Origin of the sequence: Amycolatopsis sp. NPDC021455 (assembly GCF_040640995.1) — a bacterium.
Lineage (GTDB): Bacteria > Actinomycetota > Actinomycetes > Mycobacteriales > Pseudonocardiaceae > Amycolatopsis.
In genome coordinates, this window is record NZ_JBFACT010000022.1 from 42,813 (window position 1) to 68,036 (window position 25,224).

The following is a 25,224-nucleotide window of genomic DNA, read 5'->3' on the forward strand; positions in this document are numbered from 1 at the left end:
CCTTCTCACCGCAAGGTGAGTGCGGTACAGGGAGGGGTTCAGATGCGCGGGTCCGGCCGGACTCGACCGTGGGCAGCAGGATTGTTGCTGGTCGCCGGTGGCGCGTACTCGTTGTGGCTCTTGGAGTTCTTCCTGCCGACCGGCCTGGATCCGGTCCGCAGTTTCGTCAGTGAGCACTATCCGGTGTTCCAGCCGTACCAGCAGCTGTTCCGCGCCGGCGACCTGATCGCCGGAGCCGCCTACGTGGCGGCTGCCTGCCTGCTGCGGCGGCTGCTGCTGCCGCCGGCTCGCTGTGCGGTCGCGCTGCGCCGGAGCCTCGTCGTGTTCGGAGCCGGCACGGTGATCGATGCGGTGTTCGTCCCGGACTGCGTGTCCACTGTGGATCCGGTGTGTGAACGTCTCGAGTTCACCGGGCAAGTGTCGTGGCAGCACCTGCTGCACCTCGGCTCCAGCGTCGTGACGCAGCTCGCGGTCGTCGTCATCGCGTTCGGGGTGGCCCGGCTCGCCGGCCGGTACGGCAGCCACGCCGACCGGAGGCTGGTCCGCGTGCTGTTCACGATCTGGGCCGTCGCCGGCTTGGCGTGCGTCGCAGCCTACCCGCTCGGGTGGCCAGGACTTCCGCAGCGGATCCAGCTACTCGTCGTGTCCGCCGCCACGGCCGCCGGAGCGATCCGCTGCTTTCACCGTCACCACACTCCGCCGCCCCGCAGCGGAAGCCGCCCGCCGGCGCTCGTCGGCACAGTTCGGCGGGCAACGCCCGGTACAGGGCCAGCGAGTCAATTGCCGGCCGCAGCGTCGTCCGGCTCATCGGGAGCGTGCAACGCAGGCACCGCGCCCGCCAAGGCGGCGTACTCATCGGTCGAACGGGGTTCCGGCCGGTGTCGCGGCGGCGTCGTCGTCGAGGAAGGCGAGGATGTCACGGGCAATTCGTCCTTTGTGGATGCTCAGGTGGCCGCGGCCGGGGTAGAGGATCAGCTGCGCGTCGGGGATGCCGGCAGCGGTCTCCTCGAACAGTTGCTTTCCGTAGCAGGCGTCTTGGTCGCCGCCGACGACCAAGGTGGGTGCCGTGATGTCGGGGAGCCTCGTCTTCAGGTCGAAGTCGTCTTCGGCGTCGATGGTGGCGACCAGGCCCGGATCGGCGGGCCGGGCGATGACGGGTCCGAACAGCCAGCCCAAGGCCCGCATGATCCGCCGGGCAGAGGGCGTCGCACCGATGATCGCGGTCATCGCGGCGCCGGCGTGCCGTGGCCGGTGTCGCCGCAGTGCTTTCGCGGCCTTGCGTTGGGTGTCGCGTCCGAACGAGCCGAGACGGTGGGCGGCCGAGACGACGACCAGGCGGCGCACGACGTCGGGGTGGTCGGCGGCCAGTTGGAGCGCGATGCTGCCGCCGGTGGACACGCCGACGATGTCCACCGGACGGTCGAACCACCAGCGCAGGGCTCTGGCGTGCTCGCGGGCCAGCTCGGCGATCGTGGCCGGTGAGGTGCCGTCGCTGCGGCGGGCGACCCACCAGACCTCGCGGTCCTCGGCCAGTGGCTTGCACTGCTGGGTTTCGAACCAGCGGCCCAGGCCTCGCGGCGCGTGCTCGTGGGACTCGAGGCCGGGCAGGAACACCAGGGGTTCGCCCGTCCCGGTCCGCAGCGTCATCATCCGGGAGACCGAAGGCGGGGCCGAGCCCGCGCGGTCGCCGGTGCCCAGTCGGTCGTGGAGGAACTTGGCCTGGTCGGTGCACAGCCGGTCGAACCACGGTGGCAGGTAGACGTCGAAGTGCCCGGCCGGATAGTGCCGCATCTCGGCCAGCGATGCGTTCGCCGCGATCCGGGCGGCGAATCGGCTCGACGCTTCGAGGTCGTGGTCGGCCAGGCACATCAGCAGCGGCATGGCCAGCCGCTCCGCGGTGCCCCGGCGGTAGCGGGGAAGGGCGAAGACGAACCGCGGCGCGATGGCGTTGCGCCAGCCGGTGGCCTCGCCGCCGAGCGCCATGAACACTTCTCGGGCGCGCGGTTCGACGAACGCCGCGACCCGGCCGGGTTCGTCGACGACCGGGACCAGGGACGGAGGTTCGCCGCGCCACCAGCGGGCGAGGTCCCGACCGGCCGCCGCGGTGAACCGCAGGGTCTGCGCCAGGACGTCGCGGTCGAGCCGCTGGGCGAGGGTGCGGCCGCGCCGCCACCCGTCGATGACCGGGACCTGCGCCACCACCGCGGCGATGGCCGGGTCGTCGGCGGCGACCGCGAGCACATGGCCGCCGCTGAGAGAGGTGCCCCAGAGCGCGATCCGCTCCGGATCGATCCCGGGCAGGGTGCGGGCGTAGGCCACGGCGGCGCGGTAGTCCTCGCGCTGCTCACGGACGTCGATCACCTGCCGCGGGCTGCCATCGCTGTCCCCGAAGTGCCGGTAGTCGAAAACGAGGACGGCCAGACCGCTGGCAGCGAACCGCTTCGCGTATTCCGGCAGCCCGAGCCGTTTGGTGCCGCTCCCGCCATGCGCCATGACCACGCACGGCATCGGACGCGCGGCGGTTCCGGGCCAGTACAGGTCCGCGGCACACCGTGCCCCGGCGACCGGGAACGACACCTCGTGCCGCGTCATGATCGTGCTCCGGTGGGTTCGGTGTCCGAGGCCAGCGCGAAGTAGTTCTCCTCTTCCTGGACGAAGTGCAGGCTGAGCACGGAGTAGAGCCCGTAGAGGCCCGACAGCAGGTCGTCGACCTGTGCGGGGTCGATCCGGCCGCCGGCTTCGGCGAGCCGGAGGTGGTGGGTCAGGCGGCGGGTGAGCCGTTCGATCTCGGCGTGCGCCCGGCTCATCGTGGCGGTGGCTTCGTCGCTGCCCAGCGGCGTGGCCAGCGCCGGGTAGAGCTGGGTCTCCTCGGCCCGCTCGTGCGGCAGCAGCCGCTCGACCAGGAAGGAGTGGACGCGCTCGAGTTCGGCCAGCGCGTCCGGGGTCGCACCGGACTCGGCCAGCAGATTGGCCGCGTCGCGCACCATCGGCAGGCTGCCGCGCAGCTCGTCGTGTTCGGCGGCGAACCGGTGCAGCAGCTGTTCCGTGGCCGGTGCCAGCGCGATGCCACCGGCGGGCCGCCCCCTCAGTGCGCGCAGCGCGTTGAGGATGACCGCGACGTCGATGCCCTCCTGCAGCAGCGCCCCGGCGGCCGGCGGCAACCAGCCCACAGCCGCGACGGCCATGGCGGCCAGCGAGAGCACCATGCCGGTCACGGCACTCTGCACCGCGATCCGGCGCGAGCGACGGGCGATGTCCATCGCGTCGGCGAGCCGGTCCAGCCGGTCGGTGGTCAGCACGACGTCAGCGGCCTCCGACGACGCGGTGGAGCCCCGGGCGCCCATGGCCACCCCGACATCGGCGGCGGCGAGCGCTGGAGCGTCGTTGACGCCGTCCCCGACCATCACCGTGACGTCCCGTTCGCGTTCACCGCGGACGGCGGCGACCTTGTCCGCGGGCGTCTGGTCCGCGCGCACCGCGTCCAGGCCCAGCACAGTGCCGATCTCCTCGGCCGGCTCGCGGCGGTCGCCGGTGAGCATGACCAGCCGCCGCAGCTCGGCCGCCCGCAGCCGCCGCAGGGTACGCGGGGCGTCGCGGCGCAGCGGGTCCCGCAGCAGCACGGCCCCGGTGAGCTCGCCGTCGACGGTCAGCCACGCGAGCGCGGCCCCGTCCAGCCCGGCCCGGCCGCGTACCGCGGTCGCCCACGCCTGGTCCGCCGGCTGAGCCGGTTTGCCGACCTCGACGCGGCGGCCGTCGACCGTGGCGGTGACACCCCGGCCCGGTTCCTCCACGACGTCACGAGGCAGCGACAGGGACAGGCCACGAGCGCGGGCTTCGGCGGTGATCGCCTCGGCCAGCACGTGCGGCGACAGCTGCTCGGCCGACGCGGCCAGCCGCAGCACCTCGGCGGCTTCCCACCCCGGTGCCGCGGCGATCTCCACGACCACCGGTCGTCCGGCGGTCAGCGTCCCGGTCTTGTCCAGCACCAGCGTCCGCGCCCGGCCGAGGGTCTCCAGCGCACCGCCGCCGCGGATGATGACGCCGAGCCGGGACGAGCGCGAGAGCCCCGAGACGATCGCGACCGGCGCCGCCAGCAGCAACGGGCACGGCGTGGCGACCACCAGCACGGCCACCGCACGCACCAGGGAGCCGCTGAACACCCAGGCCAGCCCCGCCAGGACCAGCGACAGGGGCAGGAACCAGGCGGCGTAGCGGTCGGCCAGCCGCACCACCGGCGCGCTCTCGGCGCCGGCCTCGCGCGCGAGCCGGACGATGCCCGCGTAAGTGCTGTCCTCGGCGGTCGCGGTGGCCCACAGCTCGAACGCCGACCCGGCGTTCACCACACCGCTGCGCACCGGGTCGCCCTCGGCGCGTTCCACCTGCATCGGCTCGCCGGTGAGCACCGACTCGTCCAGCACCGCAGCGCCCTCGAGCAGCCCGTCGGCGGGAACCACCTCGCCGGGGCCGACCACCAGCACGTCACCGACCGTGACTTCGGACAATGGCACCACCGACACCGTGTCACCGCGCCGCCGGCGTGCCGACCGGGGCGCGTGCTCGAGCAGGGCCCGCAAATCGTGCGACGCGCGACGCTCGGCCGCGGCGTCCAGGGCGCGTCCGGTCGCCAGCATGACCGCGATCAACGCCCCGGCCAGGTACTCGTGCACCACCAGCGTCCCGCCCAGCGCCAGGACGGCGATCAGGTCCACCCCGGCCCGCTTCTGCCGCAGCGCCGCGACCACCCACCACGCCGCGGGCACCGCGGCCACGATTGTTCCGGCTGCCCAACACACGTCGGCGAACCGGCCGGCGTCCAGCAGCCAGCCCACGCCACCGGCGAGCAACGCACCGACGGTGACCACCACCAGCGCCGGTTCCGCCCACCTTCGCAACCAGTGCATCGTCGCGTCGTTCTCGGTCACCGATGTCCTCCCGTGGTCAGGCCACTGGTTTCCCATCCGACCCCGGCGCCACCGCGCGAGATAGGGCATCTGAGCACTCCGGCCGGGGCCTTTCGTCTCTCCCGACCGGGGCGGCACCGCAGCCAGCATGGTGCGGACGACCACCTGAGCAGGCCGAGGAGTGACGCGATGACGGAACCGACCGGAACCCGGCCGATCGTGGTGGGCGTGGACGGCTCCGCGTCGGCCACCGAGGCCGTGCGGTGGGCCGCGCGAGAAGCCGTCCTGCGTCACCGGCCGCTGGTGATCGTGCACGTGTGCGCGCTGGTTCCGATCGCCGCGCCCTACGCGGCCGCGTTCGGCGGCTACAAGTCGGTGGTGGCCGAAGAAGGGTTGCGCTGGCTCGCCGCGGCCAAAGAAACGGCGACCGAAGCGGCACCAGCGGTACAGGTGAGCACCGAACTCACCAACGGCTGGGCCGCCGAGCACCTGATCGGCCGATCCGCCTCCGTCGACCTCCTCGTGCTCGGCTCACGGGGCCTGGGCGGGTTCACCGGCCTGCTGGCCGGCTCGGTCGCGGTACAGGTGGCCGCCCACGGCCACTGCCCCCTCGTCGTCGTCCGCAGCACTGATCCCCGGACCCCACCGCGGCAGGACGGCCCGATCGTGGTCGGTATCGACGGCTCCCCGGCCGGTGAGGCGGCCATCCCGTTCGCCTTCCAGGCCGCCGACGCCCGCGGAGTCCCGCTCGTGGCCGTGCACACCTGGACCGACCAGGCCATCCCCATCGGCTGGCAGTCCACCCTCGCGACGGACTGGAAGGTGATCCGCAAAGAACACTTGAAGCTGCTGGATGAGCGGCTTTCCCCATTCCGGACGCGTTATCCCGAAGTGACGGTGCAGCCGGACGTCACCATGGACAGGCCGGCACCCACCTTGCTCGAGCACGCGCGCACCGCGCAACTCGCGGTGGTCGGAACCCGCGGCCGCGGTGGCTTCCGGGGCCTGCTGCTGGGCTCCACCAGCCAAGCCCTCATCCAGCACGCGGCCTGTCCCGTGGCCATCGTTCCTCCAGCCCGGCCATGACGCCGGACGAAACCGGCGAGGTGAGGAAGGTGCGGGACGGCAGCGCCGCTCGATGTACGCGCACGGCGCATCGGCGTCACCGCTGTTGCCGGGTGTCACCTCAGTGGCGGTGATGCTCGGTTTTGACGGCTAAGGGACGGCGCCAGCATTCCCCTCTCGTCCCGTGCCCGCGGACTACGCTGGATCGCCGGCCGGCCCGCTCCCGCCGACTGGCCTGATCCGGATCAACTACCTCGCCCGTCAGCAGCGTCGCGCCTGACACGGTGGAGAACGAATCCGATGCCGACATCCTCGACACACCACTCGGCCAGTGGGTGGAGATCTGCTGGGTGGCCACCCACGGCAGGTGCTTGCCAAGGCGGGCCCAAAGGTGGTCGTAGCGGCGGGTGGTGATCGGCCGGCCATCGGCATACCGCAGCAGCTGGCGGTCCCGTGGAGCGCCGCGCTCGGCGGCGTGCCGGACCAGGTGCGCCATCAGCGTCGGCGACACGGGTTGCCAGCGGACCGTCTCCCCCTTCTCGCGCAGGAAGATCAGGCACTGGTCGGTGTCGAGGTCTTGCGGCCGGAGCGCGAGTGCGCCGCCGCGGCGGCAGGCGGTCTCGGTGTGCAACCGCAGCAGCAGGCTGTCCAGCGCCGGGTCGTTGCCGGTCGTTGCCGCGGTCTCGTTGATCTCGGCCAGCCGGGTATCGGCCACCGCCCGCCGGGTCGAGGGCAGACGGCGGGGCTTGGCGACCTTGGCCGCCGGGTTGTCGGCCGCGTCGATCAGCTTGTCGTTTTCGGCGTGCCGGTACAGGCAGCGCAGCGCGGCGATCAGGTGCTCGCCGGCACTGCGGCCGCCGCGGGCGTTGCGCCGGGCCACGACGTTGAGCTTCACGTACTCGACCAGCTGCTTGATCTCCGAAGGGGTCGGCTCGTCTAGACGGCGGTGGCCCCAGTGCTCGGCGATCCGGTTCCAGTAGGAGCCGTACACCCGCCGGGTGCCATCGGTGACCGCAGCCGAGACGGTCGGGATGTACTCCGCGAACGTCGGCACCAGCGGACGGCTGACTGGCGCAGCAAGGAGGTCTTCGGGCGAGACCCCCATCCGGGCCAACAGCAGTCGCGCGGCCTCCAACTCGGCGGCGCTCGCGGCCGAGGCCTGCGCAGTCATCCGAGATCACCGCCGAGCAGCTCCGCGTGGCATGCGGCGAGCAGGTCGTCGAGCACAGCCGGCGGGTGCACGATCAGCACGTCACGCGCAGGATCGGCGGCCAGCAGAACACGGTCCCCAGCAACCAGGCCACAGCAGTGCCGGACGGCAGCGGGCAGCCGAAGGTGCCCCTGCTTCGTCACGCTGAAGACGCCGCGCGCGTCAGGCCGGATGACCAGCAGGCCGCGGGACTCACGGATATCCAGGCGAGCACCGGGTCGCCAGCCGAGGACGGCGATGATCGCGTGATCGGCAACGCGGCCCCGGCAGTCCACAGCTGCCAGCCCGTACACGGCGCTGCTTGTGCGTGGCGTCGGAACTACAGGCAGCGGCAACATTCGGCGACCGGCAGCCGGGACAGAAGATGCGGCCGCGGGACGTCCGCCCTCAGGGAGAGCTGGGAGGACCAACGGCTTGATCACGGCGCTGGTCATGAAGACCACCCCCACCGAAGGCGGGGCGACCGGGAAGGCGCTTGATCAGCGTGTTGAAGTGCGTTCGAGCACTGATACGTCAGATGTGGCAGGCTTGCCACGAATATGTGTCCGAGGACGATCTTGCTCACTATCTACACGCCTGCAACTCCCAGCTTGAACTGCAGGTTCCCACGAGTTGGGCTCGAAGCCACCCCGCGCCTCATAGGGTAATTGAGTGTTCGAGCGCACATTTGTAACCATACATTTATTCTACTTAGATTTCTTTCTACGCCGCCCTCGACGACGTCGGTTTCGCGCTGCCCGCTTCACGTCCAACCCTCCTGACTTCGGCTCGATTTTTGCTACTCGACTGTCATCAGTTTTACTATTCTCTAATTTCTGCACATCAGATGGAGGTTCAATTCCCACACCGTAAATTGCACCCAATCCGGCCGCAAAGGCATTAATAGACATCCACTCGGCGACAGATTCCACACCATAAAGAAGCCCGCCCGAGGTTTTTCCAACGATCGTTAGCTGCTGACCAGCTGAACCTTCCCAGAGCAGCTTACCTTTGGAAATCTCTTTTGACGGGATCGGATCTAGCGAAGTGCGATCGAACGATGAACCATCCAAGTGGTCCAGATCACAGGTGATCATCGCGAGGTCCCAGTTATCGTTCGCAGAAGGGGTTCTCGCGCCACCAAAACCAGGGAAGTAACCAGCTGTAACGACCGTCGGATTATACGAAACCTTGAATTTACGAGTCCCGATTGAAGAAATTCCTTCATCAAAGGCAGCCGTATTGAAGTTTATCCCGTAGTAGGCCGTCGTCGTATTATTCGCACCTCCAAAGCCTCCGACATCAAGCTTCAGCAGCTTACCGTTAGAACCTGACGCGACTTCTTTTACACTTGTCAGGTTTTCTCCGGTCGAGACTACGTCACCACGCTCGTCGATGACTACGCGCTTCTCCGGAACAATCTCCGTAGAGTCTGCCGGAATAAACAAATACAGTGGAGGCATCCGGACACTCACATCCGGAACCTTGATTGCCCAACTAAATACAACATGCCAGCCAGATGGCCCCGAAGGGCATATATTAAAGAAGCCACGATTGTAACTCTGATAGGCCTGAAATTGGCCCTGATGCTCCACTGCAACAGCCACAGACCTATCAGCATCAGGGAAGGGCGATACTTCACTAGAGTCAGAGATAAAGAAATTGGTTACGACGGCCCCGAGGCTCAAAATCCATGAAGTAAACGCAGTTGCCGCAACCCAGTGAAAGAGTCTCCGGCTACGCCTAATACTAGCCAGGCGGATCTTAGCACGTCGCAATGCCCACAAAAGTACATCCGCCCTTCGTCATTCAAGCTGCTTTCCAGTATGAGCCTCCAAATGAAGGCTGGTGCAAACCGCGCTCCTCTCGGCAAGTCGCATGACGAAATTGAGCGAGCGCAGAGCCCTCTGCTTATAAACTGGACTACCCGTCGAACCTCGGTGAGCAATGCGCCCTCTTAAGGTTACAAACTCGTCCAATAGGTCCGTAGTCCTCGCTGGCGGATTCTTGTGCCAGGACCAACTCTGCGTAATATCCCCGATGCCCACATTTATCTTAAAGAATTCTCTAACTTGATACGACTTCGGCGTATTGAGAGAACGGTCCATGTCGCCGCTTATCAGCTTCGCACGATCACGCAACGCCGTCCGCCAGCCATCTCCGGCGAGAGCCCAAGTTGTAAGGTCATTCTTAGAGTCGTTCAAGTTCCTTATGAGTGTCCTCTGGACGGCATGCGGAACACCCTTGGCGTCGGGTGCATAGTCAGCCAGGTGCAGCAACGCCTCAGCGGCAAGATCTTCGCAGAACGCCTCCCAGTAAGCACACACTAATACAATGGCAGACCGAGTCACTACCTGAATTTCAGGCCTACGCCGTCCTCGCTTGGTTCCAGTTTCTTGAACATGGAACTTGATCAAATTTACGACGTCAGGAACGGCCTCGAATAAGAAGCTACTGTATGCGCGCCCAGTTCCCGTCACGCCTCCAGCCTCCTGCACCTTTGATGCCTGCCTCGGAAGTAGAGTTCTACGTAGCGAGCGTCCTCAAGCCCTTCCGCCCACCTTTGGCTTGCCCCGTTGCCACAACCCACGAAGTTAGAATTCCGACACGCCAATTCCAAGTCTGCTCCGACCAAGTTGCCGAACCAAATCGGCCCAGCAGTTGACGTTGGTCTTCCTTGCTTAATGCGCCGCTTGATGCAGCATCAATGAGAGCGCGAACGTTCTGCTTAGAAAGGCAAAGTACCGCAATGTCTTGCTCCGATATTTTCTCCTTACCTGCTACCAGAGCCCTGCCTTGAGCCGTGAGCCACACAAAGTCGCCGTCGTCCTCAACAAGATTGAGAGCTCGAGCATCTCTGATAACTGCTGCAGTCGTCGAACCAAATTCTGAGCGAATCGACCCGACCTCTACAGCATTAGACCTCACTAACTGAACTAGCTTCACAACACGAGATGGGCGAGTCGATGGAATAAACGTCCCAGGCACGAAGTTCCCAAGGTTAAATTCACGCCGGAATAGCATTGCATCCGACGCCGATTCACGTTGTCGAATCTGATCCCCTTCGACGTCTACCATTCCAGCGTATCTCAACCAGTTCACCAGAATGCTCGAATACTGATTCCACGTCTTACCGCTGACTCTAATATGAGGCAACTCGACTCGCAGAAGGTCAGTGACCGAGTCCAGATAAGTCTTTTCCTCACTTGCAACGAGATCCAGGACCTTTGCTGCAAGGGCGTTAGCTCGGAGCGCCTTGCGAAGGAAGTCGCCGATCTGTTCAGACTCGATCGCCGCGGCCGCCTCTGACGAAAGGGCAACTCTCCCCGATTCGGGATCAATAAAGCCAAGAAGCCGCAGTTCACGCAGCTTGTTATATACTGCAGTCGGGTTACCACCAATGCGCTTTGCAAAGGAGGCCGCATCCATTGGTCCTTCGTCCGTGATCTTCGGCAGTAAACTGAGCGCAGCGCCCGGCGTAACCCTGAAGACGTACCTTGCCTGGAAAGGAATACGATTAGTAAGCAGGTATGACTTGAAGACGTCATTGTAAGTATCGTACACATTTCCGGACAGGCGGAGCAGTTTTCGGCCCAAAAATCCGTTCAGCTTGTCAGTCAATCGCTGAAAGCTAACTTCACCCTCTAGGCGCCGGCTGAGTTCCGCAACAGTGTTCGGCAGGTTTGCTGCCAGCGTGCGCAAGAGTCCCTTGTCGGCTTCATCCAATCCGGCCAAGTCCTCATCGAAAAGGTCTTCTGCTCGCAGACCCCCGCGAGCGAGCTGACTGACGTCTGTTCCAGCCTTGGACATACCGATAACATGCGCACACACACGCTTGAGCAACCAGGGGAAGCCAGCCGAAAACGTGAGAATAGCCTCCGTAAGCTGGGCCGATATCCTCGATCCTAATTCGTTTGAAAGCTGGTCAAGCAGAGCGTTTTCCTCGGATATCGTGAAGTCATCGAGCTCTATGGAATGACTCAGCTCGTTCAGGCGCATTAAGTCAACAGCGGCACTTTCGTCGTATGTGGCGGCGAGGTCGTTCTTTCGCGCCATCACCCATACAATTGGCAAAGCGCGTTCGGTCGTCGAAATTACCAAGTCAAGGATTCCACGGAAGACGCTCGGACGAGACAACAAAGCCTCAAACTGATCAATCTGTACTGCCACAACAGACTGTTGCTGGCCGACGAGTTTGCCAATCTCTCTGAGCGTATTCGATATATCTTCCTGCCGAGCGGGCGGGTCAATCTGACACCCAAGATCCCTGTTGATACTATCGGCAAGCCCTGAAATTGTAAGGCGCAGGTCAGAAGGCGTCAGCAAGTTCCGACCATCGACCGTTACGGAAGCAGCCGCACCATCCGATGAAGCCACTTTTAGAAGCAGTGAGCTTTTGCCAACCCCCGAACGACTAACGACCTGAACAGTTCGCACATTGGTTTCTTGCAACCTAACCTTGTTGAGATAGTCGACTATATGCTCAAGCGGTTCAGCCCGACCAATGAAGCATTCCGGCGGGCTCGGAAACTTGTAGTCAAACCACCCAGCACCCGCAAGTACTCCAGGCAAGGTGATACGCTCTGTTGATACCTCCGACTTCTCACCAAATTGTAGGTAGTCGAGATTTTGAAGGTCTATCACCTGAGCCCTGATTCTTAAAATCTCAAGTTCGCTCAAGTCGATGCGCTTACCCGATAGGTCAAAGGTCAAGAAGTGGGTTGCCGCTGAAGCTGCAGTAGGACCACAACTTACAACCAATATGTCACCATTTTGTCCGACAACAAGCCACGTGTCGAGCGGCTCGAGGCCGACCTCCGTACGCGTCAATTTACGGACAGAGGATTCGGACGTACATACCGAATTTTCACACAAAAACTCGACAATCTCCTGCCCAACCAGTGTTCGGATCGTCATATTGGCGGCGTTGAGTACCTCAGAAGTAAGGGATCGCAGGAAGTCTCCACCGTCTGGCGTAAATTCGGATGTCGAAATAAATAACCCGTCGACACCATTATTCAGCATCGCAATCGGGAACAGTTTGCCCACGAACGCGGTTAATTCCTTCCCGGCAATCGCGGACTCGTGCGCCTTTGCCTCGCCATTGAGTTGGCGCCGGGTCATACGCGAAATAGCCTCGATATCGTATTCGAGGCTGGCACGCTTGACGCGCAGATTAATGTCCTGATATCCGCACATTTCAACCAAGCGGCGCGTAAACTGTTCGAAGAGCACGCCCTTCCGGTAAGAAGACAGGCTATCGCTTCCGGAGTCGAAGAATGCGATTTGCACTGATGGTTCCTCTCGCCATAGCCTGCATGGCCGCCGCTCGGTCCAGCCACTTCCAAGTCACCTGCTCGTACTTACATGCGGTCGTTCACGCTCGCGTGGGCGTTACGGAACGAAGGTATCGATTGCGGCGCTACCCAGGAGTAGGTCCAGTACCGATGCGCGACCTGGGTCGTTGACTGAATCGACCACGATTGCAGCAAGTTTCAGCACCGGCCGGCTTTCGGTAGCCAGCGAGCAAGGCTCAAGTTCCCTCGTACTCCACGTCAGACAGCCAGCGCGAGGGCATCATGCAAGGAGTCTCGCTTGTCGGTAACTGTCACACGAAGCTCATGCGCAACAGAGCCGATCTAGCTGTTGCGGGTCATGACGTTGGTGACGGCTGACAGGGCCTGAGGCGAGGGACGGGTCTTTCGGCGGCAGGATGAGAAGTGCGACCAACTCGTCCGCCGAGCAGAAAGACCCGTCCGTGCACCACCGTAATGCCCCGCTGTCTGTCGAGGGCCGCCGCCGGCTCGTCGCGCGTTGCCAGACCCGCCCGATCGCCCATGTCGCCGCCGAGATGGGCATCTCCCGCCAATGCGCCTCCAAGTGGGTCAACCGCTACCGGCGCCACGGCGAAGCCGGCCTACTCGACCAGCCCAGCGTCCCGCGCCACCAGCCCACCGCCACCCCCGCCGAGGTGGTGGCCCGGATCGGGCAGTTACGCCGGCAACGCAAGTACTCCGCCCAACGGATCGCGACCGAGCTGGCCGCCGAGGGCATCACCATCTCCGTCCGCACCGTCGGCCGGCACCTGCTGCACCTCGGGCTGAACCGGCGCCGGTTCCTCGACCCCACCGGCGACAGCAACCGCCAGCCGCGGCGGATCATCGCCCGCTGGCCCGGGCACATGGTCCACCTCGATGTGAAGAAGACCGGCCAGATTCCCGACGGCGGCGGATGGCGGATCCACGGCAAAGGCAGTATCCAGGATAAACGCGCCCGGCGCGGCAAGACCCGAGGCCAGCGGGCCCGCTACACCTACCTGCACTCCGCCGTCGACGGCTACTCACGCCTGGCCTACACCGAAGCACTACCCGACGAGAAGGCCCGGACCGCGATCGGGTTCGTCCACCGAGCTCGCGCGTTCTTCGCCGCGCACGGCATCACCCACATCCACCGCCTGGTCACCGACAACGGCGCCTGCTACCGCGCGAACGACTTCGCCACCGTCCTACGCGGAGCCCGCCACCAGCGAATCACGCCCTACACCCCACGCCACAACGGCAAAGTCGAGCGCTACAACCGCATCCTGGCCGAAGAGTTCCTCTACGCCCACGCCTGGACCAGCGAAACCCACCGCACCGCCGCCTTGGCCGTCTGGAACATCCACTACAACTACCATCGACCACACACCGCCGCCGGAAACCAGCCACCAGTCACCCGGCTCCACACCGGCGTCACCAACGTCATGGCCTCATACATCTAGCCGTCACAGCCCGTGCTCCGAGATACCGCGCCGTCACGCATCCTGTGACGGCCGGAAGTGCCGTACGACCTGCGAAAACGTCAGTTGTGACGGCTGTGACGGGTCTACGGGAACCCGTCACAGCCGTCACAGCCAGACCTCGTGGACGAGGTTTTGAGTCGTCGGCGAGCGCACGTCACGGCGTTACGGATGCGTGCATTGCGTCATGAGGTCGGCGGGCGGGTTGTCGCACCGGGGTCGACCTGTACCAAGGCGAGCGCGGCCCCAGGCGCCGCGGTCGGTCATGGCTGGCCGCCGCCGGCGGCGGCGTTCACGACTCTGGCGGCAGTGGTAGCCGGAGGTCGTCACGTTGCGCGGCGACGAGTTCGGCGGCCGTACACGCGACCGCCTGGAGTGCAGTCACGTGCTCGGCCAGCCGATCGAGCCCGAGCGTCGTCAGGCGGAGTTTCGCGCGGCGCCCCTCGGTGCGGGTATCCAGGTACCCGGCAGCGCGCAGACTCTCGACGTGCGGCGCGAAGCCCCGCCCGTCAAGATGGAGCGCGCCCCGAACAGCGACGTCTTCGCACCAGCGCATGTCCGCCAGGAGACATGCGATGAACAGCCGGACCGGCAGAAGCAGCAGCGGGTCAACTTCCCGATGAGCGGTCAGTACGGCGGGCTGTCCAGCGGGCGTCATCGCTGCCCCGCCGGCAGTTCGGCGGTATTGGGTCCTGGCGAGCTGCGGAGGCAGTTCACGCAGGGCATCCCGACCGGGCGATCGAGCAACTCGAGTTCGCCGGGGCCGAACGTCTCGCCGCAGTATGCGGTCAATTGCTCCGGCGTGCTCTCCTCTACTGGGACCGGGAACACGTGAACGACGCGGCGAGACTCGCCAACCGTGCCGGGCAACGGGCGCGCGATGACCAGGCGAATCGTCATCGGGCACCTCGCCGAACCTCGTGATCGGCGGGAACTGGCGCGGTCGGGGCGCCGCCCGTTCCCGCCGACGTCGTAGTCCGGCCGCCCTGCTCAGGAATGAGCCGCACGCGTTGAGGCGGGCGCGGCGGCAGGACGGCCGGAGTCTGGAGGCGGCCGAACAGGCGACGCCAGCGCGACGGCTTCCTGTGGCACGTGCGTTCGGTCGTCGGCGGGGTCGGGCGAAGCCGGACCAGCGCGTTGCACGCGCCGCACCGACGACCCGGAGGCACCAGGCACGAGTCGAACAGCACTTCGCGGCCGCACAGCGAGTAGTAGCGGCCCGTCTGGAGTGCGATGCCGTCGGCAAGGTCTTCGTCGGTGACGGCGTGGTCCAGGTTGTCGGCCACACTGCGGTGCCAGGTCACGTACAAGCGCGAAGGCCGCAGGCCGCGTTCGCCGCTGGTCACGTTCGCTCCCCTGGTCGCCGGATGTGTTGAAATCATCCAAGCCGGAGAACCCGCCCACGCCCAGAGCGCTAACGTCGGTGTTTCGGGGCGGAGATGTGGCAGTCGTCGTCTCTACCAGCTGATATGCCTGCTAGGCTGTGATCACTGTCAGCAGAGTGAGGTGTTCGGGGTGGTCAGCGTTCGACGGCGCGAGGAGCTTGTTTCAGCTCGCAAGGCGGTCGGGCTGACTCAGGAGAAGCTCGCCGAAGTGATGTGCGTTGACCGATCAACCGTCATCCGGTGGGAAGCCGGCGAGTACGCACCCCTGCCCTACCAGTGGCCAAAGCTGGCCAAGGTGCTCGGCCGCTCCACCGACGAGCTGCGCGAGCTGATCGGCCTGCGCCTACCCCAAGAAGCACCGTTGCTCCGGTCGGGGCTTGAGCCCGCGTTCGGCTGGTTGGATCGGCACGTCGGGTGGCCCCCAGGGACTACGCGCACGCGAGTCGCAGCGTCCGCGCCGACGAGGTCGCATGGTGGAGCTATGGCCCGGCGAAGTCTCGCGGCTGAGGCCCTGGCGAGCTACTACGGCCCTTCGATTCCCGGTCATGGGCAGTACTCCGCGCGCTGCGGCCCGGTTCGGATAGCGACGAGCGTTCTGACACGGCCGGAGTGGCTGGATTTGGCTTGCCCCTTGACGTTTGAGGGCGACCAGCTGGCGTTGTCGGCCGACGGCGAGGCGTCGCGCGAGCAGGTTGACGCAGCCGCCGCGGTTAGCAGGCTGGCTGAAGCCACGACCCATGACGTCCGTATCGCCGACGTGCCGCTCTACCGGCTCACGGACGTGCAGGTTCGGCCCGGAGCGGTCCGCGGCAAGGTCAGCGTGGTGCCGTTCGTCGAGTACGCGCTGAGCGTTGACCTTCTCGAACGCGAGCTACACGAGAGCCTGGCGGCCGGTCGCGACCGGATGCCGCTCCGGGACCGGTACCTACCCGATCTTCCTGCCGTGCTCGACCTGCAAGAACGGCTTTGCGCTGGTGGAGTCCTCGCGTTGACGGCGATCGCCCGGCCGGCCGACCCGTACCGCGGAGAGGCGGACTACCTCCTGTTGATCCAGGAGCGGTCGGGACGCGTGCTGAACACCGCGCGGAGGCTGGCAGTCATCCCGAAGAGCTTCCACGCACCCCTTGCCAACCACCGTGCCGACGCGCGGATCGGCGCCACGCTGCGGCGCGAACTGGAAGAAGAGCTGTTCGGACGGCTCGACGTCGACCGAACGACCGGAACGCAGCGCGCCGCCGACCCGATGCACCCGAGCAGGCTGTCTGCTCCCATGCGGTGGCTGAGCGAGCAGTCCGGCCGGCTGCGGATGGAGTGCACGGGGTTCGGGTTCAACCTGGTCAGCGGGAACTACGAGTTCGCCAGCCTGGTCGTGATCGAGGACGAGGAGTTCTGGCCGCGGTTCGGTGGCGACGTCGAAGCGAACTGGGAGGCGGCCGGGCTGCGGCAGTACTCGACACTTGACGGCGACTTGATCAGCGAACTAATCGGCGACGAAACCTGGAGCAATGAGGGATTGTTCGCATTTCTCCAAGGATTGCGCCGACTCGCCGAGATCGGCGGTGAACGAGTGCGGATTCCCGCCGTCGAATTAGGTTGCTGACGGCCAACGGACCGTCAGGACGACCGAATCCGCCAACGCTTCCCAGGAATGGTCGACGCCTGGACCCCACATCACGTAATCGCCCTGCCGATTCATGATCTTTCCGCCGCCGGTGACCTCGACGCGGAACTCACCGGAGACGAGCATCACCAGCGTGGTCCGCTGGTCATCGGAAGTCCACTCAGGACGCTTGTCGCCCGCAGGATGGTTGGCCCACTTGACTTCCACGTCCTTGGACGCGCGGACACCCTGCGAAGGGTCGATGAAGTGCCCGACCAGCCAGCCGCGTGTCTCGGCCGCGTCATCGTTGGCGTTGCCGGCGGTCCAACCGTCGCTCACTGGCTGATCTCCCATTCGATCGCGGGCAGTTTCACACGTTCTCCGCCGATTTCCGCAAGGCGTCGCAGCCCTTGCGTCATGGCGAACAATCCTTCGTTGCTCCACGCTACATCACCCAGCAACTCGGTGACGAGTTCCGCGTCCGTAGTCGAATACTGACGAAGAGTCGCGGATTCCCAGTTCGCTTCCACCACGCCGCCGTAGCGTGCCCAGAATTCTTCGTCGTCGATGACGATCAGGCTGGCGAACTCGTAGTTCCCGCTCACAAGGTTCAGGCCGAACCCGGTGCACTCCATCCGCAGGCGGCCGGGCTCCGCCATGAGCCAGCTCATCGGCTCGGTGAGCTTGGTCGGGTGCAGCGGGTCGGCCGCCAGCATGTCGCCCAGGGTGTTGTCGATGTCCGGGCGGCCGAACAGCTCCTCTTCCATCTCGCGGCGAAGCGTCATGCCGACCTGGGCGTCCCGGCGGACGTCGGTGAGCGGCTGATGGAAGCCCTTCGGGATCACCGCGAGCCGGCGCGCGGCGTTGAGTACATGGCCGGATCGCTCCTGCACCAGGAGCAGGTAGTCCGCGTCACCGCGGTACGGGTCAGCGGGCCGGGCAATCGCGGTGAGCGCCAGCACGCCGCCAGCACACAGGCGGTCGCCGATGTCGAGGACCGACCGGAGATCCGGCAAGTAGCGGTCTCGGAGCGGCATGGCGTTCGAGCCGGTAGCCACGGCGTCCACCAGTTCACCTTCGAGCAAGTCGACCGTCAGCGCGTAGTGCACGAACTGGGACATGCCGAACGTCCCGCCGAGCTGGTGTTCACGGATGTCCGTGCTCGTCAGCCGGTAGATCGGGCTGTCCGTCAGCCGGGTGTTCATGGACAGCGTCTCGGCGAGCCGCTGAACAGCGCGGCCGACGGCGTGGTCGTCCAGGTCCAGGTCGGCTTCAGGCTGTGCGCTCGGAACGCGGAACCGGTCGTGCGGCGGGCGCAGTTCGCAGTCCAGGTCCAGCCACTCCGCGCAGGTCAGGACGCTGGTGTTCATGGCCAGCTCTCCACACCGCGCGATGTACAGGCCGTGGTCGTCGAGCCGGCTGCCGTAGTAGGTGGCCAGCGCGGCCGCTACGTTGCGTTGGCTGACCCAACCGCGTCGCGTACCGCGGTCGTGCAGGTCTTGGACATCGACGCTCGCGACTCGCTCGGCGACGGCGCGGCGCGCGGTGCCGGGCGTCCAGTGGGCGTGCCGGTCGAGCCATTCGAGAGCCGCGCCGATGTGGGGGTCCGCGGCGAGCCGCCGGTCGGCCTCCCTCGTGTCGACGGCCGGCCCCTCGCCAATCAGCTCATCGAAGCGGGCGCGCTCGGCCTCCGACGCTCGTTCATGGGCGGTGTCCAGAACCTGTTGCATCTCCGACTGCGGCCGGAGATCCGGCTTCTTGTGCCAGGACGCGACCGTGCGCGCGCTGATTCCGAGGTGTTCGGCGAAGCGCTCTTGACTGAGCCGCAATGCCGACTGCAATGCGACCGCTGTTCGTCCCGTCCATCCCCCGGCCGGACTCATCGCGCTCCCGAATGTCGCTGATCTGCGGTGGTTGTGCAGTGGTGCTGCGGTGCTTGTGCATGGGTTGCGACGCCGTTCCGGCCTTGAATTAGAGGCATGGAAAACACCTCGCTCACCAAGTCGCTAACGCTTCGGCTTCACGTGCTCGACCACGGTCGCAAGGCTCGTTTGGACGTCCTCCAGCCGGTCGGTGATCTCGGCCAATCGCTGTTCGAGCGCGTCCAGCCGGGACCACAGTTCATGGCCGTCGTCGGCTGGCTCGTCCGGGTGCGGCGGCGTGCGGTTCTGCAGCACGGCCAGCAGATGTTGCGGGTGCCAGCCCAGGGTCGTGGACAAAGCTTCGAGCGTCCGCGCGCTCCGACGGCGCTCCACCGTGTGGTGCTGGAGTTCGCGCACGATCGCCTGCGACACGTGCGACCGCTCGGCCAGCTCGCGTTGTCGCCAGCCGAGTTCGTTCACCCGCATGTTGATCGCCTTGGCGACTGCCGCCCAGTCCTCCGTCACGTATTCCTCCGCGCTCCGCCTCAGCGCCGAGATTAGCGGTTCGTCGAGCTTTCTCCACGCCGCATAGCGCATTGCCTGCGGCGCGTCGGACAAACACGTCCGACGAAGAGCTGAAATCAACAACATAGTATTGAAATCAACAGAACGGTTCTCTCATGAACACCAAAACGACCTTTCACACCATTCCCGAGTCCGCGTGGATTCTCGGCGTCTCCCGCAACACCGTCAGCCGGGCGATCCGGACTGGCATGCTCCGCGCCACCCTCTGCCGCTCCGGGTTGCGCGTCTCGTCCACCGAGCTGGCCAAGGCCCTTCAGGACGGAGGTGCGGCATGGAAGCCGACGACCTCTGGCTGATCGGCGTCGCATGGCGGTTGGATCGCCTGCGGTGGGTGCCCACTGATGTCCTGCGCGACGTCGTGACCAGCGATGGAGCCTGCATGACGCCGTCGGAAGCCGGTCCGCCGGACGCTCGCGATGACCGCGAGTTCGCCAAACTGTTGTGCGGCGGCTGCCCGGTCCAGGACGAGTGCCTTGAACTGGAGCTTCGGACGGCCGGCGTCGAGACGGTCGGCGTCTGGGGCGCGATGACCGACGACGACCGGCGCGCGCTGCACCCGCACTGGCTCCGACGCGGCGAGCGGTTCGAGCGGGGTGCGCGATGAACGGACTCACCGTGACGCCCACGCAGATTCTCGCCGGTGTCGGCGTGCTGCTCGTGCTGTTCTGGGCCTGGCGGGCCGGGGCTCGCCGGGCGAAGGCCGCCGCCGAAGCCGCTCGGAGCGGCGCGCGGCTCGTGTCGCTGGTCGGGCGGGTGCTGTTCAACACGGGGCTGATCGTCGCCGTTCAGTGGGTGGTGATCGCTCATCCGGGCAACCGGTGGCTGTTGTTCGCCGTGCTCGGTCTCCCGGCGCTCTTCGCGTCGTATGCGCTGACCCGCGCGATGACCGTGACCACTGTCGACACCTCGAAGCGGGGTGGTCGGCGATGAATCGGGCGCAACGGCTCGCGCAGGACGCGGCTGAAGCCGCGGAGGTGCGCGCCTATCAGACCGATCCGGACGTCGTGGCGCTGCGGATCGAGCGCGTCCGGCGGCAGGTCGATTGGATGTGCTGGTCCGGGATCGTGCTCGGACTCGCCTTCACCATGACCAACGTCCAGGGCTTCGCGGCTACCGGGACACGGCCAGGCTCGCTGCCCTGGCTCGCCGCGTGGGTGCTGGACCCGACTGTCTCGCTTGTTCTGCTGGCGATCCTGCGGGCCGAGCAGGTCACCGCGCGGTACCAGGTCCGGACGGGCGTGTGGGTGCGGCGGGCGAAGTGGTTCACGCTTGCTGCCACCTACGTCATGAACACCTGGACGTCGTTCGCGGCCGGGGAGGCTGCATCGATCGTGCTGCACTCTGTGCCGCCCCTGGTCGTGTTCGTCGCCGTCGAGGCGATCACCGATCTGCGGGACAAGCTGACCGATGCCGTGCTGGTTGCTGCTCAACGGCCTCCCGCACACGAGGAGCCCGTGAAACCCGGTCGGCGCGTGTTGTTCGCTGATTACCTCGCGATCGCCCGCGAGAGCTGGACGCCGGATATCGAGATCACGCCGGCGTGGATGCGGCGGGCTACCGGGTGCTCGCGTGGCCTGTCGCCCCGGCTGGCGCGGGCGCTGCGGGCGGAGGTGGCCCATGACTGACTCGTTGCCGGTCAAGGCCGATCCCGTACTCGACGGCGAGCTGGTCGACGACACGTTGCCGCAGCCGCGTCCGCGCGCACCGAAGAGGAATCGCTTCGTGTTGTGGTGGCTGCACTCGCCGCGCGTGCCGTTGTGGCTCAAGAGCAAGCCTCAGGCAAGGCAAGCACTCAAGGATGCCGTGGTGTGGCTGGTCCTCTCGCCGTTGCGGTTCCTCGGTGCCGTGGTGCGTGGCGCCGTGGTCGGCGCGCGGTGGTGGCGCGGTTGGGTGACCGTCCGGGACTACCGGACGGCCGCCGAGGAGTCGGAGAAGCTTGCCGACAAGTTCACGGAGATCCGGGCGCTGACGTTGTTCCGGTGGAAGGTCACCGGTGCCGTCGTGGTCGTTGTCGCCGTGGCAGTCGCGATCGTCGATCTCGTCTACGGAACCGATCCTTTGTGGATCGGCGGAGCTGCTGCCTCAGTGGCGCTCGCGATCCTCGGGCGCAGGAAGGATGGCAGTCCTGGCCGTAAGCCAGCGCTCGCCGGGCCACGGACGTTGACGTGGACGATGGACCCGCAGGTCCTGGTTGACGCGTTCCGCGACGCGAAGCTGATCGGCAAGGACGAGACGTTGCGGCTCGTCGAACGTGCGACGCGCGTCGGAGACGGCTGGGCGGTCACCGTCGACCTTCCGGCCACGCGCAAGGCGGCCGACGTGGTGAAGAACCGGGACGCGCTCGCGTCGGCGCTCGCCGTCGATGAGGTACAGCTCATTGTGGAACGCGTCCGGGGCAATGGCGGACACGCCGGCCGAGTGTCGATGTGGGTCGCCGACGAAGACCCGTACAGCTCGCCGCCGCTGCGGACGCCGCTGCTCGGCGTGACGCAATGGGACGCTTGGCGGCCGATCCCCTTCGGACGGGACGCCCGGGACCGGCGGATCGACCTTCCGCTGGTGTGGACGTCGCTGCTTGTGGGTGCGATTCCGCGACAGGGCAAGACCTTTGCCGCCCGGCTCGCGGCGGCTGGACTCATCCTGGACGCGTGGGTGCGGCTGTACGTCGCGGACTTCAAAGCCGGGAAGGACTGGGACGCGGCCGGCCTGGTGGCTCACCGCTTCATGTCCGGCGACGAGCCCGAACACGTCCTGGCGCTCGTGGACTGGCTGATCGAGCTGGTAGGCGAAGTTCAGACGCGGTTCCGGCGGATGCGCGACCTGGACGACCTGACGTGCCCGGAGTCGAAGGTCACGCCGGAGATGTCCCGCGACAAGGCGCTGGACATGCCGATTACGGCGATCTTCATCGATGAGGTCCAAGTTCCCTTGGAAGACCGCACACCCGTTGACGTTCAAGGAAAGAAGCTTCCTGCGGGTGAGTACGTCGGCGAGCTGCTGACGTGGCTGGCGAAGAAGGGACCAGCCGCCGGGATCGTGCTCGTGCTCGCCACGCAGCGGCCGGACTCGAAGACCATCCCGTCCGGGCTGCGGGCGGTGCTCGGGTCGCGGTTCGCCCTGCGGGTGATGGACTGGCGCGACTCGAACATCGTGCTCGGCGAGCAGATGAACACGCGTGGGTTCGACTCGTCCCGGCTGCTGCCCTCGCACAAGGGCGTGGGCATCCTGCGGCCGGACGGCGACACGGCGGCCGGGGCCGACGTGCTGGCGATGACGGTCCGGACCTACTACATGCCGAACGAGGACTGGAGGACCATCTGCGAGCAGGGCCGGGCCCTGCGCGAGGCGGCCGGGACCTTGACCGGGCACGCGGCCGGGCAGGACGCGACACCGGTGCTCGACCACGCTGCGGCCGTCAAGGCAATCGGTGCAAGTCATCCTGTTGACTCGGTTCAGCTGCCCCAGTTGCTCGCCTCGCTTGTCGAGTACCTGGGCGATGACCTGGGCCCGGACGGCCGGGAATTCGTGCCGACGGCCGAACTACTCGACGCCCTGGAGATCGACCGGAAGGCGTTCTCGCAGGAGATGACCGACCTGGGATGCCGGCCGACGCGCGACCGGGTGACCAGCGAGGACGGCGAGATTCGGCAGGTACGCGGATACCTGACGGCTGAAATCAGGAACGCCGTCGACCGCGCTACCACTGGCACGGAGGCGGCAGACAAGGACGGCGAGCCATGAGCGCCGCTCGTTCCGAAGAGCCGCAGGTCCGGGTTATCCTACCTGCGGGATTGCCTGAGTTGACGCCTGCCGTCGCGCGCGCATTGCTGGCCGTTCTGATCGAGGTTACTGAGGTGCCGGTGCTGGACGCGCCGGTGGAGGAGGTAAACCGTGACAGCTGAAATCATCAGCGACCCGTGGGCGACGCTGGACGACATCCTGGGCCTTGAGGTCGCCGACGTGGTGGACGACGGAATCGGGAACCTGGCGGGCTACGGCCGGTGCTCGACCGAGGACAACCAGGACCCGGAGACGTCCCGCGGCTGGCAGTTCGGGAACGCACGCAAGTTCGTCGAACCGCTCGGCGGGCAGATCGTGGCGGAGTTCTTCGACGTAGGGCAGTCACGGTCCGTCCCGTGGGAACGGCGAACCGACGGCGCGCGACTGCTCGCCGAGCTGAAGAACCCGCGCCGCGGATGGGACGCGATCGTCGTCGGCGAGGGCACGCGGTGCTGGTTCGGCAACCAGTTCTCACTCATCGCGCCGAAGTTCGCCGCCTACGGGGTTGATCTGTGGGTGCCGGAACTGGGTGGGAAGTACGACCCGCGGAACCCGTCGCACAAGATGCTCATGAGCGTGCTCGGCGGGATGAGCGAGTCCGAGCGGCAGCACGTTCAGGCGCGCGTCCGGGCGGCAATGGACGCGCAGGTGATCAACGAAGGGCGTCACCAGGGCGGCCGGGCGCCGTACGGCTACGTCGTCGTCGATAGTGGGCCTCATCCGAATCCGCGGAAGGCGGCCGAAGGGTTCAAGCTGCGAGCGCTGGCGATCGACGATGCGACGGCGGACGTGGTGCGCCGGATCTTCGCCGAGTACCTTGACGGCAACGGCGATCGAGCGATCGCCAACCTGCTCAACCGGGACGGCATTCCTTGTCCCTCTGCGCATCGGCCGGACCAGAATCGGCACCGGCTTGCCGACGGCTGGCAAGGAAGCTCCGTACGAGCGATCCTCGATAACCCGCGATACACCGGCTACGCCATCTTCGGGCGCTGGACGAAGCACGAGACGTTGCTTGACCCGGAGGACGTTGCCGCGGGTCACGTCGTGCGCTTCAAGCGCGCGGCGCCGGATCGGATTGTGCGGTCACGCGAGCAGGCACATCCGGCGATCGTCTCCGTAGAGACCTTCACGCAGGCACAGCTCTTGCGCCGATCGAAGTCGGCGGGCGGCTTGAAGACGGCGCGTAATGCCGAACGGGGCGCTCGGAAGACCGCCCGGTCGTATCTGCTGCGTGGGCTGGTCCGATGTGGAGTGTGCGGCCGGAAGATGCAAGGCGCGACGATCAGGAAGGGCGCGTACTACCGCTGTACCTCGCGGACCATGGCGCCCGGCTCCATGAAGCTGGCGGATCACCCGAAGACGGTCAATCTGCGCGAAGGCGTGGTCGTCGAGGCGCTCAACGGATGGCTTCACGAGTTGTTCCACCCGGACAACCGCGACCGGACGGCCGCCGCGCTACTCGGGTCGGAGGGCAGCCAGGCGGGCGGTGGTCCGCTCGAAGCTGCACGAAACCGGCTGGCGGACGCAGAGGCGAGGCTTCAGCGATACCAGGCCGCGATCGCGGCCGGCGTCGAGCCCGAAGCACTCGTCGACCCGATCAACCAGGCACAAGCCGAACGAGCCGCCGCGAAAGCGCAGATCGAGAGCGTTCCAGCCGACTCGATGGTAAGCCGCGCCGAGGTCTACGCGAGGATTGATCAGCTCGGCGACGTCTGCGGAACGCTGGCCGATGGAACCACGGCCGGGCTGAGCCGCCTGTACCGCGCGTTGAACCTGGAGTTACGCTACGAACCAAAAGAGCTGGCCGTCTATGCGACGACCAGCCCGGGTGTAGATAGTGCGTGTGTCCGAGGGGGGACTTGAACCCCCACGCCCGTTAAGGGCACTAGCACCTCAAGCTAGCGCGTCTGCCATTCCGCCACTCGGACCTGCTGAAGAAAGAGTATACGGCCACCCGACCCCGTCGTTCAGGGGGGTGCGGATCGACGTCTGCGGCTCCTCTGGCAAGATCGGCCGGCTTCCCGCCTCCCGTACCGATTCAGCGCCCTGACCTCGGCAAACACCCCGAGCCCACGC

At 66.1% G+C, this 25,224-nt stretch carries 23 protein-coding genes, 1 tRNA gene and 1 pseudogene; 11 read left to right on the forward strand and 14 right to left on the reverse strand.

Annotated features, from left to right (window positions below; translation table 11 throughout):
* Positions 1-42: 42 nt before the first annotated feature.
* Positions 43-657 (forward strand): annotated as a pseudogene (locus AB0G28_RS24155) (DUF998 domain-containing protein); the annotation flags it as partial.
* A 195-nt stretch (positions 658-852) separates the two neighbouring features.
* Here AB0G28_RS24155 and AB0G28_RS24160 read toward each other — a convergent pair.
* The gene (locus tag AB0G28_RS24160) at positions 853-2,592 is read right to left on the reverse strand and encodes an alpha/beta fold hydrolase (RefSeq protein ID WP_361092942.1); all 1,740 of its coding nucleotides are present in this window, start codon (positions 2,590-2,592) and stop codon (positions 853-855) included.
* Positions 2,589-4,901 (reverse strand): heavy metal translocating P-type ATPase, encoded by a 2,313-nt coding sequence (locus AB0G28_RS24165; RefSeq protein WP_361093189.1) that lies wholly within the window; start codon positions 4,899-4,901, stop codon positions 2,589-2,591. Before AB0G28_RS24165 ends, AB0G28_RS24160 begins: the two co-directional genes overlap by 4 nt.
* A 189-nt stretch (positions 4,902-5,090) precedes the next feature.
* On the opposite strand from AB0G28_RS24165, the gene AB0G28_RS24170 reads away from it, so the two are divergent.
* On the forward strand, positions 5,091-5,987 hold the full coding sequence (locus AB0G28_RS24170) for a universal stress protein (protein ID WP_361092945.1): 897 nt from the start codon (positions 5,091-5,093) through the stop codon (positions 5,985-5,987).
* Between the two features lie 100 nt (positions 5,988-6,087).
* Here AB0G28_RS24170 and AB0G28_RS24175 read toward each other — a convergent pair whose 3' ends face one another.
* The 5 genes from AB0G28_RS24175 to AB0G28_RS24195 form a co-directional block, all read right to left on the reverse strand.
* Positions 6,088-7,137, reverse strand: a complete 1,050-nt coding sequence (locus tag AB0G28_RS24175; RefSeq protein WP_361092948.1) for a tyrosine-type recombinase/integrase — start codon at positions 7,135-7,137, stop codon at positions 6,088-6,090.
* Positions 7,134-7,469 (reverse strand): AbrB/MazE/SpoVT family DNA-binding domain-containing protein, encoded by a 336-nt coding sequence (locus tag AB0G28_RS24180; protein WP_361092951.1) that lies wholly within the window; start codon positions 7,467-7,469, stop codon positions 7,134-7,136. The genes AB0G28_RS24175 and AB0G28_RS24180 overlap by 4 nt, the downstream gene beginning before the upstream one ends.
* 393 nt (positions 7,470-7,862) lie before the next feature.
* Entirely contained in the window at positions 7,863-8,762 is a 900-nt protein-coding gene (locus AB0G28_RS24185) for a hypothetical protein (protein WP_361092954.1), read from the reverse strand.
* A 198-nt stretch (positions 8,763-8,960) separates the two neighbouring features.
* Positions 8,961-9,653, reverse strand: a complete 693-nt coding sequence (locus AB0G28_RS24190; RefSeq protein ID WP_361092957.1) for a HEPN domain-containing protein — start codon at positions 9,651-9,653, stop codon at positions 8,961-8,963.
* A gap of 28 nt (positions 9,654-9,681) precedes the next feature.
* Positions 9,682-12,447, reverse strand: a complete 2,766-nt coding sequence (locus AB0G28_RS24195) for a hypothetical protein (protein WP_361092960.1) — start codon at positions 12,445-12,447, stop codon at positions 9,682-9,684.
* A 466-nt stretch (positions 12,448-12,913) separates the two neighbouring features.
* On the opposite strand from AB0G28_RS24195, the gene AB0G28_RS24200 reads away from it, so the two are divergent.
* Entirely contained in the window at positions 12,914-13,915 is a 1,002-nt protein-coding gene (locus AB0G28_RS24200; RefSeq protein WP_361092963.1) for an IS481 family transposase, read from the forward strand.
* A gap of 310 nt (positions 13,916-14,225) precedes the next feature.
* Here AB0G28_RS24200 and AB0G28_RS24205 read toward each other — a convergent pair whose 3' ends face one another.
* From AB0G28_RS24205 to AB0G28_RS24215, 3 genes are read right to left on the reverse strand one after another with little or no spacing between them, the layout of a single operon-like run.
* Positions 14,226-14,591, reverse strand: coding sequence for a MarR family transcriptional regulator (locus tag AB0G28_RS24205; RefSeq protein ID WP_361092966.1), 366 nt, complete (start codon positions 14,589-14,591; stop codon positions 14,226-14,228).
* The gene (locus AB0G28_RS24210; protein WP_361092969.1) at positions 14,588-14,833 is read right to left on the reverse strand and encodes a hypothetical protein; all 246 of its coding nucleotides are present in this window, start codon (positions 14,831-14,833) and stop codon (positions 14,588-14,590) included. The genes AB0G28_RS24205 and AB0G28_RS24210 overlap by 4 nt, the downstream gene beginning before the upstream one ends.
* Positions 14,830-15,279: a hypothetical protein gene (locus AB0G28_RS24215; RefSeq protein ID WP_361092972.1), complete on the reverse strand. Its 450-nt coding sequence runs from the start codon at positions 15,277-15,279 to the stop codon at positions 14,830-14,832. The genes AB0G28_RS24210 and AB0G28_RS24215 overlap by 4 nt, the downstream gene beginning before the upstream one ends.
* Positions 15,280-15,529: 250 nt before the next feature.
* On the opposite strand from AB0G28_RS24215, the gene AB0G28_RS24220 reads away from it, so the two are divergent.
* Positions 15,530-16,918, forward strand: a complete 1,389-nt coding sequence (locus AB0G28_RS24220; RefSeq protein ID WP_361093192.1) for a helix-turn-helix transcriptional regulator — start codon at positions 15,530-15,532, stop codon at positions 16,916-16,918.
* Here AB0G28_RS24220 and AB0G28_RS24225 read toward each other — a convergent pair.
* The 3 genes from AB0G28_RS24225 to AB0G28_RS24235 all read right to left on the reverse strand — a co-directional run bounded on the left by AB0G28_RS24225 (position 16,907) and on the right by AB0G28_RS24235 (position 19,305).
* Positions 16,907-17,257, reverse strand: coding sequence for a signal peptidase I (locus tag AB0G28_RS24225; RefSeq protein ID WP_361092975.1), 351 nt, complete (start codon positions 17,255-17,257; stop codon positions 16,907-16,909). The two genes, AB0G28_RS24220 and AB0G28_RS24225, sit on opposite strands and share 12 nt — an antisense overlap.
* Complete coding sequence (locus AB0G28_RS24230) at positions 17,254-18,801, reverse strand: transcriptional regulator (protein WP_361092978.1); 1,548 nt, start codon at positions 18,799-18,801, stop codon at positions 17,254-17,256. Before AB0G28_RS24230 ends, AB0G28_RS24225 begins: the two co-directional genes overlap by 4 nt.
* A gap of 123 nt (positions 18,802-18,924) precedes the next feature.
* On the reverse strand, positions 18,925-19,305 hold the full coding sequence (locus tag AB0G28_RS24235; RefSeq protein WP_020640049.1) for a helix-turn-helix transcriptional regulator: 381 nt from the start codon (positions 19,303-19,305) through the stop codon (positions 18,925-18,927).
* 155 nt (positions 19,306-19,460) lie between these two features.
* On the opposite strand from AB0G28_RS24235, the gene AB0G28_RS24240 reads away from it, so the two are divergent.
* From AB0G28_RS24240 to AB0G28_RS24270, 7 genes are read left to right on the forward strand one after another with little or no spacing between them, the layout of a single operon-like run.
* A complete protein-coding gene (locus AB0G28_RS24240; protein ID WP_361092980.1) occupies positions 19,461-19,661 on the forward strand; it encodes a helix-turn-helix domain-containing protein in 201 nt (66 codons plus the stop codon).
* A complete protein-coding gene (locus AB0G28_RS24245; RefSeq protein WP_361092983.1) occupies positions 19,637-19,969 on the forward strand; it encodes a WhiB family transcriptional regulator in 333 nt (110 codons plus the stop codon). The genes AB0G28_RS24240 and AB0G28_RS24245 overlap by 25 nt, the downstream gene beginning before the upstream one ends.
* The gene (locus AB0G28_RS24250; RefSeq protein ID WP_361092986.1) at positions 19,966-20,295 is read left to right on the forward strand and encodes a hypothetical protein; all 330 of its coding nucleotides are present in this window, start codon (positions 19,966-19,968) and stop codon (positions 20,293-20,295) included. The genes AB0G28_RS24245 and AB0G28_RS24250 overlap by 4 nt, the downstream gene beginning before the upstream one ends.
* Entirely contained in the window at positions 20,292-20,990 is a 699-nt protein-coding gene (locus tag AB0G28_RS24255; RefSeq protein WP_361092989.1) for a hypothetical protein, read from the forward strand. The genes AB0G28_RS24250 and AB0G28_RS24255 overlap by 4 nt, the downstream gene beginning before the upstream one ends.
* Positions 20,983-23,106 carry a cell division protein FtsK gene (locus AB0G28_RS24260; protein WP_361093197.1) on the forward strand — a complete coding sequence of 708 codons (2,124 nt, stop codon included), beginning with the start codon at positions 20,983-20,985 and terminating at the stop codon, positions 23,104-23,106. Before AB0G28_RS24255 ends, AB0G28_RS24260 begins: the two co-directional genes overlap by 8 nt.
* Positions 23,103-23,267 (forward strand): hypothetical protein, encoded by a 165-nt coding sequence (locus AB0G28_RS24265; protein WP_361092992.1) that lies wholly within the window; start codon positions 23,103-23,105, stop codon positions 23,265-23,267. Before AB0G28_RS24260 ends, AB0G28_RS24265 begins: the two co-directional genes overlap by 4 nt.
* Entirely contained in the window at positions 23,257-25,011 is a 1,755-nt protein-coding gene (locus tag AB0G28_RS24270) for a recombinase family protein (RefSeq protein ID WP_361092994.1), read from the forward strand. The genes AB0G28_RS24265 and AB0G28_RS24270 overlap by 11 nt, the downstream gene beginning before the upstream one ends.
* On the opposite strand, the gene AB0G28_RS24275 is transcribed toward AB0G28_RS24270, so the two are convergent.
* A tRNA-Leu gene (locus tag AB0G28_RS24275) sits at positions 24,993-25,076 on the reverse strand. The two genes, AB0G28_RS24270 and AB0G28_RS24275, sit on opposite strands and share 19 nt — an antisense overlap.
* Positions 25,077-25,224 lie beyond the last annotated feature (148 nt).